The organism is Arthrobacter sp. Bi26 (assembly GCF_918697925.1).
GTDB lineage: Bacteria > Actinomycetota > Actinomycetes > Actinomycetales > Micrococcaceae > Arthrobacter.
Genome location: NZ_CAKKMF010000011.1, coordinates 1 through 15,707, shown reverse-complemented (window position 1 = coordinate 15,707; position 15,707 = coordinate 1). Strand labels below are relative to the sequence as shown.

Sequence of the window (15,707 nt, the reverse complement as noted above, 5' to 3'; positions counted from 1 at the left end):
CCGTGGCCGCACACCCCGAAGAGTCCTCGAACACCGGTTCCTGGCGCGAGTCCGTGCCGGACGCCAGCGCCACGGACCTGGAGAACCTGCTGGGGACCGGCGTCGGCGCCGCGCAGGAGCAGCTGGAACGCAACGGCGGCTTCCTGCCGTTCGCCCTGGTGGTGCAGAACGACGGCGAGGTCCGGCTGGTTGCTGTGACCCCCGCGGACGCGAGCGACGGATCGCAAGGCGACTTCGACGCGGACGCCATGATCCGGGACCTCCATGAGCTGCTCCGGCAGCACCGGGAGGAGTTCCGGGCCGCCGCCGTCGTCTGTGACATCACGCTGCTCGAGGAAGACTCGGACGCCATTCACGTTGCGGCAGAGCACCAGGACGGCTCCTTGTTCGCCGCGGTCCTGCCCTACGCCGCGAACGCCGGGACGCACGAACTCGAATTTGGCCAGCTGGCCGCCGATACCAACGAGCCCGCCGTCTGGGTGGACTAGACCTCCCTTAGGCTGGGGATATGAAGATCAATGCGTTCGCCGATGTGAGCCTGCGCGCTTTGCTGGTGCTCGCGGCCGCTCCTGACGGCGGGCTCCTGACCACCCAGAGCATTGCCGACGCCGTCGGCACCCCGTACAACCACGTCAGCAAGGCGATGGCAAAGCTGCGCGCACTGGGCCTGATCGACGTCGAACGCGGCCGCAACGGCGGTTCCCGGCTGAGCAGCGCCGGCCGGACCGCTACGGTGGGCCAGCTGCTGAGGCAACTCGACACCCGTCTGGACCCGGCCGACTGCATTGCCTCGGGCGGCACGTGCCCGCTCATCACCGAATGCCGCCTCCGGGCCGCGCTTGCCCGGGCCCGCGAAGCCTTTTATAGCGAACTCGACGGGATTGTGATCGCCTCGCTGCCGACCTCACGGCAGATGACACCGGTGTTCGAGGCGATCGGGCTGCGGCCCGGGCTGTAGGATGCACTCAGGTCCTCGGCCGCCCGGCCTGCCCAGCAGCAGCACCGACTGCCCGACACGCCCGAAAACACCCGATTTGCGTCGTTCTTCTACGGCATGTAGAAATAAGGCATAAATACACGCATTTCAAATGACAGTATTTACATCGCGGTCCGGTTGAAGACCCCCGGGCCACTATCTCAGGAGTCAACATGCTCTCGGACAAGTCCTTCCCCGTCATCGAGGCCACCCTGCCGCTCGTCGGTTCCCGGATCGGGGAGATCACCCCCAAGTTTTATGCACGCCTCTTCGCCGCCCACCCGGAACTGCTGGACGGGCTCTTCAGCCGCTCGAACCAGGGCAACGGCAACCAGCAGCAGGCCCTGGCCGGAAGCATCGCCGCTTTCGCGAGCCACCTGGTCAGCAACCCGGGGACCCTGCCGGAGACGGTGCTGTCCCGCATCGCGCACCGCCACGCTTCCCTCGGCATCACGGAACCGCAGTACCAGGTGGTCTACGAGCACCTCTTCGCGGCCATCGCCGACGACCTGGCACTGGTTATCACCCCGGAAATCGCCGAGGCCTGGACCGAGGTCTACTGGCTCATGGCGGACGCGCTGATCAAGCTCGAGAAGGGCCTCTACGCCGCCCAGGCCAACGGCAAGATGTGGACCCCCTGGAAGGTCGCCGCCAAGACCCCCGCCGGCACCGGCTCCATCACCTTCACCCTGGAACCGGCCGACGACACCCCCATCACCGCTGCCCTCCCCGGCCAGTACGTCAGCGTCAAGGTCACCGTTGCGGACGGGCTCCGCCAGGTCCGCCAGTATTCCCTCTCCGGCGACGCCGGCACCAGCCGCAGCTTCACCACCAAGCTCGACGACGGCGGCGAGGTCTCCCCCGTGCTGCACAACAGCGTCGAGGTCGGCGACATCATCGAAATCTCCAACCCCTACGGCGAAATCACGCTCAAGGAGGGCGACGGCCCCGTGGTCCTGGCCTCGGCCGGCATCGGCTGCACGCCCACGGCGTCCATTCTGCGCTCCCTGGCCGAGTCCGGCTCGGACCGCCAGGTCCTGGTCCTGCACGCCGAAAGCACCCTGGACAGCTGGGCGCTGCGCTCCCAGATGACGGACGACGTCGCACGCCTCGACGGCGCCGACCTGCAGCTCTGGCTGGAGGAACCGCAGGCCGGCTCGAACGCAGGTTTCATGTCCCTGCGCGAGGTGGACCTCCCGGCCAACGCCTCGCTGTACCTGTGCGGTCCGCTGCCGTTCATGAAGAACATCCGCAACGAGGCCATCAACGCCGGCATCCCGGCCACGAAGATCCACTACGAGGTCTTCGGCCCGGACATCTGGCTCGCCAGCTAAACTACTCATCGACGGCGGCCCCGCACCTTTCGCAACAAAGGTGCGGGGCCGCCGTCGTGGTTCACCTGACAAAGCAGCCAGGCCGGGCTCACCCCGCGGCAGGCGCGCCGGTGATCGCATGGCCGAAGCGCAGGAGATTGCCGGGGTCATACGTGGCCTTCGCGGACCGCATCCGCTCGTAGACCGCAGGAGACCACGCCCTGGCCCGGTCGGCCTCGTCGCCCGGCTCGCCATGGAAATTGACCAGCGTGTATCCGGTTGAGTGGGGAGCCATCGCGGCAAGGATCCCGCGGATGGATGCCGCCACCGCCTCCGCAATGGGCGGCACCTTGAAGCCGACGAGGAACAGCAGGAAGGCCGCGTCCCGCCCCGACACCGCATCCGGCACTGCATCTGGCATAACCCCCGGCCGGGACAGTGCAGGCCGGGACAGTGCCCCACCGAGCGGCCGGATCTCCACCAGCAGCAGCGGGCAGTCCGAACCGTCCCCGGTGAGCTCGAGCAGGTCCGCAACAGTCTCGTCGCCGAAATCCTTCAGGAGCGCTCCGCCTTCAGTGAAGGGCAGCGGGTCCGCGGGGTCCATGTGGATCTGGTCGACGTCGAGGTAGCTCATGGGCCCGGCCGTGTCCATCAATGGAGTCGAGACTGCGCGCATCGGGGCAAGCAGCGCGTCGCCGTCCTCGCGGTTGCCCAGGAAGGCAAAGCGCAGGTGCACGACGAACTGGTTCCGCAGCGGTTCGGGTACGAAGTCCATGTCCGGGAGACGCAGCAGGGAGACCGATGGCGAGGCGTCGTCGGGCAGGGTGGGCAGCCATTGACGGAAGGCGGCCAGGATCGTGGCCGCATCTGCCCCGGGATAGATGATGCCGCCTCCGTAGAACTCACTGACGGGAAAGAGGCTGAACTCGAGTGCGGTCACGATCCCGAAGTTGCCTTTGCCCCCGCGCATCAGTGAAAACAGCTCGGCCTCGGCGTCGGCGTCGTTCCGCCGCAGCGCGCCGTCGGCGGTGACGATGTCCATGCTGCGGACGTGGTCCGCCGCGAAGCCGTGGGCGCGGCCGAGGACGGGCAGCCCGCCACCCACTGTGTACCCGACGACGCCCACATCGGTACTCGAGCCGTGCAATCCGACTAATCCGTGCGGCACGCTCGCCTCCAGGAGGGTGCGCCACTTCACTCCGGCGCCGACGCGTGCGGTGCGTTCAACCGGATCGATCTGCAGGTCCTGCAGGCGCCGCGTGTTGATGAGCAGGCCGCCATCGATCGCTGAATCGGCGCCGTGCCCGGTGGACTGGACGGACACGGGAATCCGGTGTTCTGCCGCCCATTTCACCGCGGCTGCGACGTCCTGGGCATCTGCGGCGCCAAGAACGACGTCGGGCCGGTGCACCGTTGCGACGTTGAAGGCGAAGGTCTCCTCCGCGAATTCGGGGCTGCCCGGCAACACGACCGGGCCGCCGACCGCCCTGGACAAGGCATGGATGTCGTCGCTGACAAGCATGTTGCACTCCTGAAATCTCGCTGGCCGCGAGCATGTCGGGGGCGCGGCTGCACCCGCCCGGAATGCCTCCCAGCGCCCTCTCCAGTCGGCGGCCGGCCCGGCTGATGGAATGCGGACAAGCCTAGGGGCGTGCTCGGATGCGGCCTAGGGACCTAAGTCCCGGCGGGACCCGCAACAGGAAACGGCGGCCCCGCACCTTTGAAAGGTGCGGGGCCGCCGTCGTTGTCGCTGAGTGCCGGCTGCTACTGCTGAACGGCCATGCGGGCCTTCAGGCCGTCCAGCTCGGCCTGCAGTGCCTCGGGCAGCGAGCTGCCGAAGTTCGCGAACCAATCCTCGATGGAGGCCAGCTCAGTGGCCCACTCGGCCGGATCAACCCGGACGGCTTCTTCAACCTGGGCGGGCGTCATGTCCAGGCCGGTGAGGTCGATTGCGTCAGCGGTGGGGACGAACCCGATGGGGGTCTCCACGGCGTCGGCCTTGCCCTCGAGGCGTTCGATGGCCCACTTCAGGACACGGGAGTTGTCCCCGAAGCCGGGCCAGGCGAAGCCGCCCTCGGAATTGCGGCGGAACCAGTTGACCAGGAAGATCTTGGGCAGGCGCTCCGGGTTGGCCTTGGCGGACAGGTTGACCCAGTGGTTCAGGTAATCGCCTGCGTCGTAGCCGATGAAGGGCAGCATCGCCATCGGATCCCGGCGGACAACGCCGACGGCACCGGCAGCCGCGGCTGTGGTCTCGGAGGACAGCGTGGAGCCCATGAAGATGCCGTTGGACCAACTGCGCGCCTCGGTGACCAGCGGGATGGTGGTCTTGCGGCGCCCGCCGAACAGGATCGCGGAAAGCTCCACACCGTCCGGGTTGTAGTACTCCTCGGCCAGCATGTCGATCTGGTCGATCGGCGTGCAGAAGCGGGAGTTCGGGTGGGCAGCGGGCTTGTCCGAATCGGGCGTCCAGGAGTTACCCTGCCAGTCGGTCAGGTGTGCGGGCACTTCCTCGGTCATGCCCTCCCACCACACGCCGCCGTCGTCCGTGAGGGCGACGTTGGTGAAGATGCTGTGGCCCTTGGCGATGGCGCGCATCGCGTTGGGGTTGGTGCCCCAGCCGGTGCCCGGGGCCACGCCGAACAGGCCGGCCTCAGGGTTGACGGCGCGGAGCTCGCCTTCCTTGCCGAACCGCATCCAGGTGATGTCGTCACCGAGGGTTTCGACCTTCCAGCCCTCGATGGTCGGATCCAGCAGGGCGAGGTTGGTCTTGCCGCAGGCCGACGGGAAGGCCGCGGAGACGTAGTAGTTCTTCTTCTCCGGCGAGGTCAGCTTGAGAATGAGCATGTGCTCGGCCAGCCAGCCTTCGTCCCGTGCCATCACCGAGGCGATGCGCAGCGCGTAGCACTTCTTGCCGAGCAGGGCGTTGCCGCCGTAGCCGGAGCCGAAGGACCAGATGGAGCGCTCCTCCGGGAAGTGGACAATCCACTTGTCCGGGTTGCACGGCCACGGGACATCAACCTGGCCGGGGGCCAGCGGGGCGCCCAGGGAGTGCAGGGCGGGGACGAAGAACGCGTTGGTAGCGGTGATCTTGTCCAGAACCTTGGTGCCGATAGTGGCCATGATGCGCATGGAGGCGACAACGTAGGCACTGTCGGTGATTTCGACGCCGAATTTGGGGTCCTCGGCGTCGAGGTGGCCCATCACGAAGGGGATCACGTACATGGTGCGGCCGCGCATGGAGCCGGCGAACAGGCCGCGCAGCTTTTCCTTCATCTGCGCCGGGGCCATCCAGTTGTTGGTGAAGCCTGCGTCGTGTTCCTTCTCGGAGCAGATGAAGGTCTGCTCTTCGACGCGGGCCACGTCGGCGGGGTCAGAGAACGCCGCGAAGGACTTGGGGAAGAGGTCCTCGTTCAGCCGGGTCAGGGTGCCTGCGGCCACGAGCTCGTCAGTGAGCCGCGTGTTCTCCGCTTCCGACCCGTCAACCCAGTAGATCCGGTCCGGCTGAGTCAGTTCAGCCACCTCTTCTACCCATGCCAGCAGACCGGCATGTGTGGTGGGTGCTTTTTCAAGCAACGGCAGTCGCGCCAGATCTCCCATTACGGTTCCCTTCCTCGGGTTCAGTGGTGTGTCCTAAATGCTAGGGCTCGGCAGGGTGCCCATTTCGGGCCCGGACATGGGATGACCAAGCCGGCTCAAATCAAAAACCGCGGAAATTCAAGGAAGTAGCCAGCCGCCATGCACCCGTTTAGTGACTAAGGTCACATAGACCGGTCTAGTCGGCTAAATTACACCCGCTTCGATTTGTAACTGGGCGCGGCCTCGCGTAAAGTAATTCGAGGTTCGGGGAGCGAGAAGTTCTCCAAGAGCCGAGAATGCGCCCATAGCTCAGCTGGATAGAGCGTCTGTCTACGGAACAGAAGGTCAGGGGTTCGAATCCCTTTGGGCGCACAGAAGAAGAAGATCCGCCCCGGTTCGCCGGGGCGGATCTTATGTTTTAAGCGCCCGCGGTACGCGCAAAGTACAGATGCCAAGCACACCCGCAAAGTACACAGGCACGGTACACAGCCAGGGGCTAGCGGCCCACGCAGCAGGGATCAGCCCGTGGCCTGGGCGATGATGTCCCGAATTGCGTCGAAATGGGTGCTGAGCCGTTCGGCTGCCAGGGCCTTATCCGCCGAGGCGACAGCCTCATAGATCCCCCTGTGCTGCGCCGCCGTCGCCGGGAGGTCGACGGCGTACGGACCGCCGAGTTCGAGGTGGATGGTGCGGTACACCTTCCAGAAGACATCCATCAGGCTGATCAATAAATCGTTGTTCAGCGGCTCGAAAAGCCGGCGGTGGAACTCCGCGTCGGCCTCGATGAAGGGCTCCCCGGCAGCAGCCAGCGCTTCCATCCGATGCACAGATTCCTCCACGGCGGCCAGCTGCTCTGCGCTGATCCGGTCCATGGCAGCGCCTACCAAGCCGGATTCGAGCGCTTGCCGGACCTCCACGAGCTGCAGGGCTTCCTCACCGTGATGGCGCAGCGACAGCCGGGCCCGGAACGTGAGCCCGTCAGTCAGGGCTTCGAAATTGCTCGGCGCCACAAACATGCCGAAGCCGTGGCGGATCTCGATGACACCCAGCGCCTGGAGCGCCTTCAGGGACTCCCTCAGCGTGTTGCGGCCGACGCCGAGGGCCGCAGTGAGCTCGCTCTCCGTCGGCAACGGGTCCCCGGGAACAAGGTCGCGCTCAAGGATCAGCTCCAGGATGTCCGACTGAAGTGCCCGGAGCCGGGTCTGGGCACTGAACCTCGCCAGCGGTATGGCCGTGCCTGTTGTCATGTTGCGTGCGGCCATGGCCGCCTCCTCCCCCAAGTATGGTCCCAACAGTAGCGACCGTCCCCCCCGCCTGCAAAGGGCCCGGCCCGGCATATTACGCCGGAACCCAGCACCGCCGGCGCCCGGGGCGCCCGCCCGGATCCGGCCAGGGCCCCGGCGTAGGCTGGTGCCATGACAGCACAGCTTCTGCGGGAATTCGATGTCATTGTGATCGGCGCGGGCGCCGTGGGCGAAAACGTGGCGGACCGCGTGGTCCGCGGCGGCCTGACGGCGGTGCTCATCGAGGCGGAGCTGGTAGGCGGCGAGTGCTCGTACTGGGCCTGCATGCCCTCGAAAGCGCTCCTGCGCCCGGGAACCGCACTGCACGGGGCCCAGACTGTCCCGGGAGCCCAGGAAGCCGTCACGCGCACCCTGGATCCGGCAGCCGTCCTGAAGCGCCGGGACTACTTCACCTCGAACTGGCAGGACGACAGCCAGGTCAAGTGGGTGGAGGACACCGGGATCGAGCTGATCCGCGGCCATGGCTGGATCACCGCCCCGCGGCAGGTCGAAGTGGCAGGGCTGGACGGCAACAGCTACGCGCTGACGGCCCGGCACGCCGTGGTGGTCGCCACGGGATCCACCCCCAACCAGCCGCCGGTCGAAGGGCTTCACGACGTCGAGTACTGGACCACCAGGGAGGCGACCTCCGCCCGCGCCGTCCCGGCGCGGCTGGCGGTCCTAGGCGGCGGGGTTGCCGGCGTCGAACTCGCCCAGGCCTATGCCCGCCTTGGCGCGTCCGTGACTCTCGTGGCCCGCGGCAGCCTGTTGGGCGTTTTCCCGGAGCAGGCCGCCGACCTGGTCGCGGCCGGGTTGCGCGCCGACGGCGTCGACCTCCGCCTGCATACAGGGACCCGGAGCGTGCACGAGAACGACGACGGCTCCCTCACGGTCGTGCTCGACGGCGGCCCCAAGGACAACCCGGGCCCGGCCCATGGCGCCACGGTGACGGCGGACAAGCTGCTCGTCACCACCGGCCGGCACCCCGCCCTTGAGGGACTCGGCCTGGACAGCGTCGGCCTCCCGGCGCCCGAGGGCGGGACCCTGCGGCTCACTACCGATTCCACCGGACTAGTCCACCAAGCCACCGACAACGAAGTGTCCGGCAACCCGTGGCTCTATGCTGCCGGCGACGCCGCCGGACGGGCCATGCTGACCCACCAGGGCAAGTACGGTGCCCGGGCCACGGGAGACGCCATTGCCGCCCGGGCCAAGGGCGAACTCACCGGCGAGCCGGCACCGTGGAGCCGTTTTGCCCAGACGGCATATGAGCACGCTGTGCCGAATGTGGTGTTCACCGACCCGGAGCTGGCGAATGTCGGCCGGACCATGGCGCAGGCGGAGAAAGACGGTTTCCGGGCCTCTGCCGTGGAGCTTCCCATCCAGGTGGCCGGCTCGTCCCTGCACGCCGAACACTATGAAGGGTGGGCGCAGCTGGTCATCGACGAGGACCGCAGGGTGCTGCTGGGCGCCACGTTCGCCGGCCCGGATGTGGCCGAACTCCTGCATGCCGCCACGATTGCGGTGGTGGGGGAAGTTCCGCTGGAGCGTCTGTGGCACGCCGTGCCCTCCTATCCGACCATCAGCGAAGTCTGGCTCCGCCTGCTGGAGGAATACGGCCTCTGAACCGGCCGGAGCGGCTGCGGCACGTCTGGTTCATCACACCCAACCCATTCTATTTGAACTGACTGGTCAGTTTAGTTAGCCTTGAGTGGACATCGTTCCTGCGAAAGGCCCGCTTTGCTCTGCGTACAACAGCTCTCCGTGACCGGCCGGCGGGATGACCTGCTGCCGCCCACCTCGCTGGAGGCCGCGCGCGGAGACCTCCTGCTGGTCGAAGGTGTCCGCCAGGACCAGCGGACCGCCCTGGCCCTGGCCCTGAGCGGACGTATGAAGCCCTCCGCCGGGATCGTGAGCTGGGACGGAAATACCCGGATCAAAGTGCTCCGGCAGGCGAGCAGCGTGGTCGACTCCCCCGGCGTCAACGAGCCCGAACAGCACCTGAGCGTCCGCGACCTCGTCACCGAGGATCTGGCCCTGGTGCCGCGCCGCCACCGCGGCGCCGCGCGCAGCACGCCCTGGCTAAGGCTCAACAATTTCGAAGACATCGCCGGGCTTTGGACCGAGCAGCTGCCGGCGGGCCGGCGGACCGGGCTCCTCACGGCGCTCGCCCTCGCCAATCCGGACACCGATCTCCTCGTGGTGGACTCCCCCGACCGGCACAGCGGCGATGCCGCCGACTGGCTGCCGCGGCTGCAGGAACTGGCGCACGACGCCGGGCGGCCGCTGGCCGTCGTCGCCACCGTCACCCGCATTCCGGACGGCTGGACGGGGCCCGCCGCCGTGATCGGCAATGCCGTCCCGCAAGCTGAACCCGATGCTGACGACGCCGATGCTGATGCAGCCCAGACTCGCGTAGGTCGCCGTCCCGAAACTTTCTTGCCCGAATCCCTCTCACCCGAAACCGAGGACGCAAAGTGACAGTGCTGCGGCTGGCCCGCTCCGAGCTCAAACGAATGACCGGCGGGCTGCTTCCCAAGCTGACCATTCTGGCCCTGGCCCTCGTTCCATTGCTCTACGGCGCCGTGTACCTCTACGCCAACTGGGATCCGTACGGCAAGTTGAACCAGATCGATGCGGCCCTGGTGGTCCAGGACTCCGGTGCCTCGTCCGCCGACGGCACGCGGCTGGAGGCCGGCCGGAAGGTGGCCGAGAGCCTGGTGGACCGCCATGTTTTCAACTGGAAGACGGTCGCCAGCACGGAGGAGGCAGACCAGGGCGTCAGCAACGGCACCTACGCCTTCGCCCTGAAAATCCCGCAGGACTTTTCCGCGAACCTGGTCTCCCCCGGCAGCTTCGACGCCGCCAACCAGGCCATGCTGAACGTCACCACCAACGATGCCAACAACTATCTGCTGAGCACCATCGTGGACAAGCTGACCACCGCGGTGCACACGACGGTCGCCAAGGAGGTGGGCGAGGAGACCGCCAACCAGCTCCTCACCGGATTCGGCACCATACACACGCAGATGCTCAAGGCCTCCGACGGCGCCGGCCAGCTCGCCGACGGCGTCGCCCGGCTTCACGACGGCACCGTGACCCTGCACCAGGGCACCGGCGAACTCACATCCGGCGCCACCGAGCTGTACAACGGCGAAGTCAAGCTCCGGGACGGCGCCACTGCGCTCAGCGCCGGGGCCGGACAGCTCAGCAGCGGCCTCACCCAGCTCAAGGACAAGACGGCAGCCCTGCCCGCCGACGCACAGCGGCTGGCTGACGGCGCCGCCCAGGTGGCCGCGGGCAACGCCGCGCTCAACGCCCAGGTGCAGGCCATTCCCGGACAACTCGCGGCCGCGGAACAAACCGCGCAGCAGGCCGCCGCGCAGGCCCAGCGGAGCAGGGTCGTGGCGTCCACGGCCCGCCTGGTCGCCGCCGGCGTCCTCAGCCAGGAGCAGGCCGACAAGGTGGTTGCCGACGTCGACGCCACTCCGGCCCCGCCGGCGGCTTCTGCCGTGGCTTCTCCCTCCGGCGCCAAGCTGCAGGCTGCCGCCGCCCAGGTCCAGAAGCTGGCCGACGGTTCCGCCGCCGTCAGCGCCGGCGCCTCACAACTGGCCGGCGCCGCGCCCGCCCTCAGCGACGCCGTCGCCAAGGCCTCCGCCGGGGCGGACCAGCTCGCCGGCGGTTCGGCGGCCCTCGCTGCCGGCCAGCAGAACGCCGTCGACGGTGCCGGCAAGCTCGTGCAGGGAGCCCAGAAACTCGACGACGGCGCGGCGCAGCTGGAGAGCGGCGCGGCGACGGCCTCCGACGGCGCGGGAACGCTCGCCGCGGAACTCGCCCAGGGCGCCGGGAAGGTCCCCAACCCCGACGACGCCCAGAAGGACAGCCTCTCCAAGGTCATGGCGGATCCAGTCGCCGTCAGCAATGTTTCGCAGGCCAAGGCTGGGTCCTACGGCGCCGGACTTGCGCCGTTCTTCCTGACGCTGTCCCTGTGGATCGGCATCTTCATGCTGGTGCAGGCGATGCGCCCGGTCACCCAGCGCGCGCTGGCCTCCAATGCACCGGCCTGGAAGATCGCTGCCGGCGGCTGGCTTCCGTTCCTGGCGGTGTCCGCCGTGCAGGCCAGCCTGCTGACCCTGGTGGTGGACGTGGGGCTCGGACTGAACCCCGCCCACCCGGTGCTCATGTGGTTCCTCATGCTGGCGGCCGCGATGGCGTTCAGCGCAATCATCCAGGGCGTGGTTGCGCTGCTTGGTTCGCCCGGCAAGCTCGTGGTGCTGATCCTGCTGGTGCTGCAGCTGGTCTCCTCCGGCGGCACGTTCCCGTGGCAGACCACGCCCGAGCCGCTGCACGTGGTGCACCAGATCCTGCCGATGGGCTACGTGGTCAGCGGCATGCGGCACCTGATCTACGGCGCTGACCTGGCCATCATCCTGCCCACCATGCTGGGGCTGGTTGGCTACACTTTGCTGGGACTGGCAATGTCAACCGTTGCCGCCCGGAAGAACAAATACTGGACCCCCAAGACGCTGAAACCGGAGATCGCCGTATGACCACCAGCCAAAGCGGCGGCAGCGCGGCAGGTCCCGGGGACGCGGAGAAAAAGCTCCGGCCCGCCCGCACCAACGCCACGAAGCAGAAACTGTTCGAGGCGTCCATGGAACTGATCGGAGAGCGCGGCGCGGCGGGCGTGACGGTGGACGAGATCGCCACGGCGGCCGGGGTGTCCAAGGGCACGGTGTATTACAACTTTGGCAGCAAGTCGGACCTGATTGCCCAGCTGCTGCGCCACGGCGTGGACATCCTCATGGCACGGCTCCTGAGCGTCCGGGACGACTCCGCCGATCCCCTCGCCGCCATGGAGGAGATGATCGGCCAGGCCATGGACTTCATGGCCGAGTACCCGTCCTTCGCCCGGCTTTGGGTCAGCGAAAACTGGCGCACTCCCAGTGAATGGCAGGACACCTTCGCAGAGCTCCGCGCGCGCCTGCTCGCGGTGATCGGCTCTGCCATCGATGGTGTCGCCGCCGCCTATCCCGTGGATCCCGGTGTATCCCGGGGCAGCCTCGAAACGGCAATCTTTGGGGCCTGTTTCGTGGTGGGCCTGGACCGCCAGACGTACAACCCGGAGCGGACCAGGGAGCAGAGTGTGGCCGCAATTATGGCCTCCATGCGCGGCTACGTCGTGAAGCAGCCGCCCACTCAGGCATGATTGTTCACATGCGTCACATGGGTACCAACGGGAAGATCGCCATCGGAGCGTTCCTCGCCGCCCTGGGACTTTTGGTCCTGACCGGAATCACCCTGCACGAGTGGGTGCTGGTGTGGTTCGTCGGGGCTGCCGCCACGGCCTATGTGGCCTGTGTGGCGGAGGTGGTGGTCCGGCGCCGGCACAAGACCCTGGCCGCGAGCGGGGTCGGCAGCATCCTCTTCATCGCGTTCGGGATCGCATTCCTGCGCCAGTGGGGACTGGCCTTCAACCCCGATCCCGACGCCCTGTCCACGCACGTCGATTCCGAGCATCCGGATCTGTACTTCTATCTGGCCGCGGCCGCCGGAGCCGTCACGTTGCTGTTGCTGTTTGCCGGCACTGTCCTGCCCGGCAAGAGCCGCGGCCGGCGTTCCCCGGGCCGGGCTCCGCGACGCCGCCCGGCGCCTGCCGCACGAGGCGCGGCGACGAGGTCCGCGAGCCCGAGGCCGTCCGCGCCGCGTCCGACGCCGAGGGGAACCGCCGCACGCCCGGCGGCTCCGCGGGCGGCGGCCCGGCCCGCAGCAAAGTCACCCGTAAAGGCGCCCGTAAAGGCGCCCGCAAAGGCGCCCGCTGCCAAGTCACCTGCTACCAAGTCACCTGCCCGGACCTCCGCCCGCCGCTGACTCCGGAGCGCGGCCCTTGGCGGCTCAGTGGATTCGGGTTAGAGGTTCGAGGTCTCGGTCAGAGGTTTCGCGGCTTGTCTTCCCGGGGGGCGGTATCCGGGCCCTGTGCGGTGTCGGCCCGGGTCACGTCTTCCCGGCTGCGCTGGTCGTCGGGCACTTGGTTGCCGGAGGCGGGGTTGCCGGGGACGGTGTTGCCGCTCGCTGGCTCGCCGGTGGCCCTCTCGGAGCGCAAATCCGCGCGGGTCGGCATTTCCCTGGTTTCGCCTTCGCGTTCGGAGGTGACCACATCAGGGTCCACTTCGTCGGCTTTGCGCAGTTGCTCCTGCGCGCCGGAGCGGACGCTTTCCGCCTCTTCCTGGCGGCTGCGGGCAACCTGGCGCAGGCGCTCGGCTTCGAGGTCGGCCTCCTGCGCGTCGGCCTCGGCACGCGCCGCCTTGGCCTCACGTTCCCGCGCAGCGAATTCGTCGGCCTTGGCCTGTTCCCGCATCTCGGCGGCGCGGTTCCGGTCCGCGGCCACTTTGCGCTTGCGGCTGATCATGACTGCCACTGCCACGATCGCGAGCACCACAACGATGCCGACGACAATTCCTATGAGCTGCCCTGAATCCACGTTGATCCACCTTTTCTCTCGGGTTGCCTAACCTGCCCCAAAAAACCACTGGAAAAACCACATCAGCGAACAGCAACAGTAAACCGCAGAACGGGGCCGGTAGCTATGGTCTCGGGAACCGCTGTCCGGGCTGGCCTGCGGCTATTTGGCGCGGGGGACCTTAAAGTGGGTCAGTTTGGCGTCCTGCCCGTCCAGTTCGGACCACGACTTTTCCGTTTCCAGGATGGTCAGAGCGCTGGTCGGAAAGCGGGTGGCGGCGTCCATATAGGCGTCGTGGTCGGAATCGCGCGACGCCAGATGCATGGCGAGGTCCTGCACACCGGGCATGTGCGAGATCACCATGAGGGTGCTCACGGTGTCCGGGACATGGTTGATCACCGCCAGCATGCGCGAGGCGGACGCGGCGTACAGGCCATCCTCGAGCTTGGGCGTCGGCGCCTTGTCCCCGAGGGCGTGGCACACCCAGGTGCAGGTCTGGCGGGTCCGCAGCGCGCTGGAGCAGAGGATGAAATCAGGGACCACGCCGTGCTTTAGCAGCCACTTTCCGGCGACCGGGGCATCTTTGTGGCCGCGCTCTTCGAGCGGCCTTTCGTGGTCGGCAACCCCACCGGGCCAGTCGGACTTGGCGTGCCGCATGATCACCAGCCGTTTGATGTGATGCGCGCTCATGCCCCAATCCTAGTGCGGTGGCTGCCGCCAGGCGCCCAGCCCGCCAGCGGCCGCTCAGTCTTCAAGGACAAAGGTCACTTCCAGCACCACGTGCCAGGCAACAACGGCGCCGTCGCTGATTTCAACCTTTTGTTCCTTCACCCACGCCCCCGTGACATTGCGCAGGGTCTTGTTAGCCCGGTCGATGCCCTCCTTGATGGCAGCATCAAACGAGGTTTTGGAGTTCGCGCTCAGGGTAGTAATCCGTGCAACAGACATGTCTTCCTCCCAATTGTCGGCTCAACGGTCCGAGACTACGCCGGAGCCAGGAAACGCAACAGAGTCCACCCCCACGCACAGCGGCTTCGCCGGATTTGGGGCCGTGCCCGTCCCCAGCCGCTCCCAACTCTCGCAAGCTCGAGTCGGGGCCCTCGCGGCAGTGGGCCCCCGCGGTGCCCGCCACGCCGCGGCCCCAAGATCCGGCCTCGCCGCCTCAGCCGCGGAGGCACATGCCCGTCAGCCAGCCCACCCAAAGCGCCCGTCGGGGAATGTGACTGCCCGGCGGAAGCGAAGTGGGTTTCCGCGTAGTGCCGCATCGCCGACTGAGGAACGAAGGAGGAAAAGAGCTGGCCGGATTCCTTGTCCGAGCTTGCGAGGTTAAGGGAGCCAGCGAACGCTAAGGCACGGCAAAGAGCCGCCTGGAGCGCGTGAAACGCGCTCTGGAGAACACGAAAGCGCCCGCCCCAATGAGAGGAACGGACGCTTTGCGTGGGCTAGAAGCTAGATCGAGTATTCCGGAGCGGCCCAGACCACTACTTCGGGGTGCTCGTAGAACCGGTACCCCTGGCCGCGCACAGTGCGCACGGTGTTGGCGAGGCGGCCGAGCTTGGAACGCAGGCGGCGGATGTGGACGTCGATGGTCCGCTCGTTCGGGACCTCTTCGGCGTTCCGCCACAGGCCTTCGAGGAGCTCGTCGCGGCCCACAGTGCGTGTGCCGTTCTCCACGAGGTAGTTCAGGAGCTCGAACTCTTTGAATGTCAGGTTCAGGGATTCGCCGTCGAGGTGCACCTCACGGCGGGCGAGGTCGATCAGCACTCCGGAAGGCCGCGGATCCTGCGGCTGCTGCAGGCGTGCGGTTTCGGTGCGCTGGCGGGCCCCTGCGGTGGGGTCACCGAAGGTCGAGCGGACGACGTCGAGCGCGGAACCCGGGGCGCTGGCCGGTGCGACGGCGACAGCGGCATAGCTTTCGGCGCCGGCAACGAGCGACTGTGCGTAGGCCCGGATTTCCTGGGCAAGCTTGGCGATGGACGTGCCGGCCGCGGCTGCGGTTTCCTCGTCGATCCCCATGTACAGCACGAAGCCGCGGGCCACGTTGTCGCTGGGGGCTGGACGGACCGGGCTGCCGGAACCCGGGGCAATCACCGGGG

15 protein-coding genes and 1 tRNA gene are annotated in these 15,707 nt (G+C 67.6%); 9 read left to right on the top strand and 7 right to left on the bottom strand.

Annotated features, from left to right (window positions below):
* The first annotated feature begins 2 nt into the window (after nt 1–2).
* From LQV16_RS04475 to LQV16_RS04465, 3 genes are all read left to right on the top strand, one after another.
* Nucleotides 3–488 carry a hypothetical protein gene (locus LQV16_RS04475; RefSeq protein ID WP_229992731.1) on the top strand — a complete coding sequence of 162 codons (486 nt, stop codon included), beginning with the start codon at nt 3–5 and terminating at the stop codon, nt 486–488.
* Between the two features lie 20 nt (nt 489–508).
* Nucleotides 509–958 carry an Rrf2 family transcriptional regulator gene (locus LQV16_RS04470; protein ID WP_229992730.1) on the top strand — a complete coding sequence of 150 codons (450 nt, stop codon included), beginning with the start codon at nt 509–511 and terminating at the stop codon, nt 956–958.
* A gap of 191 nt (nt 959–1,149) precedes the next feature.
* Nucleotides 1,150–2,310, top strand: coding sequence for a globin domain-containing protein (locus LQV16_RS04465; RefSeq protein WP_229992729.1), 1,161 nt, complete (start codon nt 1,150–1,152; stop codon nt 2,308–2,310).
* 88 nt (nt 2,311–2,398) lie between these two features.
* On the opposite strand, the gene LQV16_RS04460 is transcribed toward LQV16_RS04465, so the two are convergent.
* Both LQV16_RS04460 and LQV16_RS04455 read right to left on the bottom strand, forming a co-directional pair.
* The gene (locus LQV16_RS04460) at nt 2,399–3,811 is read right to left on the bottom strand and encodes an FAD-binding oxidoreductase (RefSeq protein ID WP_229992728.1); all 1,413 of its coding nucleotides are present in this window, start codon (nt 3,809–3,811) and stop codon (nt 2,399–2,401) included.
* A gap of 242 nt (nt 3,812–4,053) precedes the next feature.
* Nucleotides 4,054–5,889 (bottom strand): phosphoenolpyruvate carboxykinase (GTP), encoded by a 1,836-nt coding sequence (locus LQV16_RS04455; protein ID WP_229992727.1) that lies wholly within the window; start codon nt 5,887–5,889, stop codon nt 4,054–4,056.
* A gap of 277 nt (nt 5,890–6,166) precedes the next feature.
* Here LQV16_RS04455 and LQV16_RS04450 point away from each other — a divergent pair.
* A tRNA-Arg gene (locus LQV16_RS04450) sits at nt 6,167–6,240 on the top strand.
* Nucleotides 6,241–6,386: 146 nt separating this feature from the next.
* Here the strand turns inward: LQV16_RS04450 and LQV16_RS04445 are convergent.
* Complete coding sequence (locus LQV16_RS04445) at nt 6,387–7,115, bottom strand: FadR/GntR family transcriptional regulator (RefSeq protein ID WP_229992776.1); 729 nt, start codon at nt 7,113–7,115, stop codon at nt 6,387–6,389.
* A 168-nt stretch (nt 7,116–7,283) separates the two neighbouring features.
* Between LQV16_RS04445 and LQV16_RS04440 the strand changes: the two genes are divergently transcribed.
* The 5 genes from LQV16_RS04440 (at nt 7,284) to LQV16_RS04420 (ending at nt 13,022) form a co-directional block, all read left to right on the top strand.
* A complete protein-coding gene (locus LQV16_RS04440) occupies nt 7,284–8,777 on the top strand; it encodes an NAD(P)/FAD-dependent oxidoreductase (protein ID WP_229992726.1) in 1,494 nt (497 codons plus the stop codon).
* Nucleotides 8,778–8,891: 114 nt separating this feature from the next.
* Complete coding sequence (locus LQV16_RS04435; protein WP_229992725.1) at nt 8,892–9,632, top strand: ABC transporter ATP-binding protein; 741 nt, start codon at nt 8,892–8,894, stop codon at nt 9,630–9,632.
* Complete coding sequence (locus LQV16_RS04430) at nt 9,629–11,701, top strand: YhgE/Pip family protein (RefSeq protein ID WP_229992724.1); 2,073 nt, start codon at nt 9,629–9,631, stop codon at nt 11,699–11,701. Before LQV16_RS04435 ends, LQV16_RS04430 begins: the two co-directional genes overlap by 4 nt.
* Nucleotides 11,698–12,360, top strand: coding sequence for a TetR/AcrR family transcriptional regulator (locus LQV16_RS04425; protein WP_229992723.1), 663 nt, complete (start codon nt 11,698–11,700; stop codon nt 12,358–12,360). Before LQV16_RS04430 ends, LQV16_RS04425 begins: the two co-directional genes overlap by 4 nt.
* Nucleotides 12,361–12,368: 8 nt before the next feature.
* The gene (locus LQV16_RS04420) at nt 12,369–13,022 is read left to right on the top strand and encodes a hypothetical protein (protein WP_229992722.1); all 654 of its coding nucleotides are present in this window, start codon (nt 12,369–12,371) and stop codon (nt 13,020–13,022) included.
* A gap of 58 nt (nt 13,023–13,080) precedes the next feature.
* Here the strand turns inward: LQV16_RS04420 and LQV16_RS04415 are convergent, their stop codons facing one another.
* The 4 genes from LQV16_RS04415 to LQV16_RS04400 form a co-directional block, all read right to left on the bottom strand.
* On the bottom strand, nt 13,081–13,632 hold the full coding sequence (locus LQV16_RS04415; protein ID WP_229992721.1) for a hypothetical protein: 552 nt from the start codon (nt 13,630–13,632) through the stop codon (nt 13,081–13,083).
* A 141-nt stretch (nt 13,633–13,773) separates the two neighbouring features.
* Nucleotides 13,774–14,301 (bottom strand): histidine phosphatase family protein, encoded by a 528-nt coding sequence (locus LQV16_RS04410; protein WP_229992720.1) that lies wholly within the window; start codon nt 14,299–14,301, stop codon nt 13,774–13,776.
* Between the two features lie 54 nt (nt 14,302–14,355).
* On the bottom strand, nt 14,356–14,559 hold the full coding sequence (locus tag LQV16_RS04405) for a dodecin family protein (RefSeq protein WP_018774263.1): 204 nt from the start codon (nt 14,557–14,559) through the stop codon (nt 14,356–14,358).
* Between the two features lie 501 nt (nt 14,560–15,060).
* Entirely contained in the window at nt 15,061–15,702 is a 642-nt protein-coding gene (locus LQV16_RS04400; RefSeq protein ID WP_229992775.1) for a winged helix-turn-helix domain-containing protein, read from the bottom strand.
* Between the last annotated feature and the right edge of the window lie 5 nt (nt 15,703–15,707).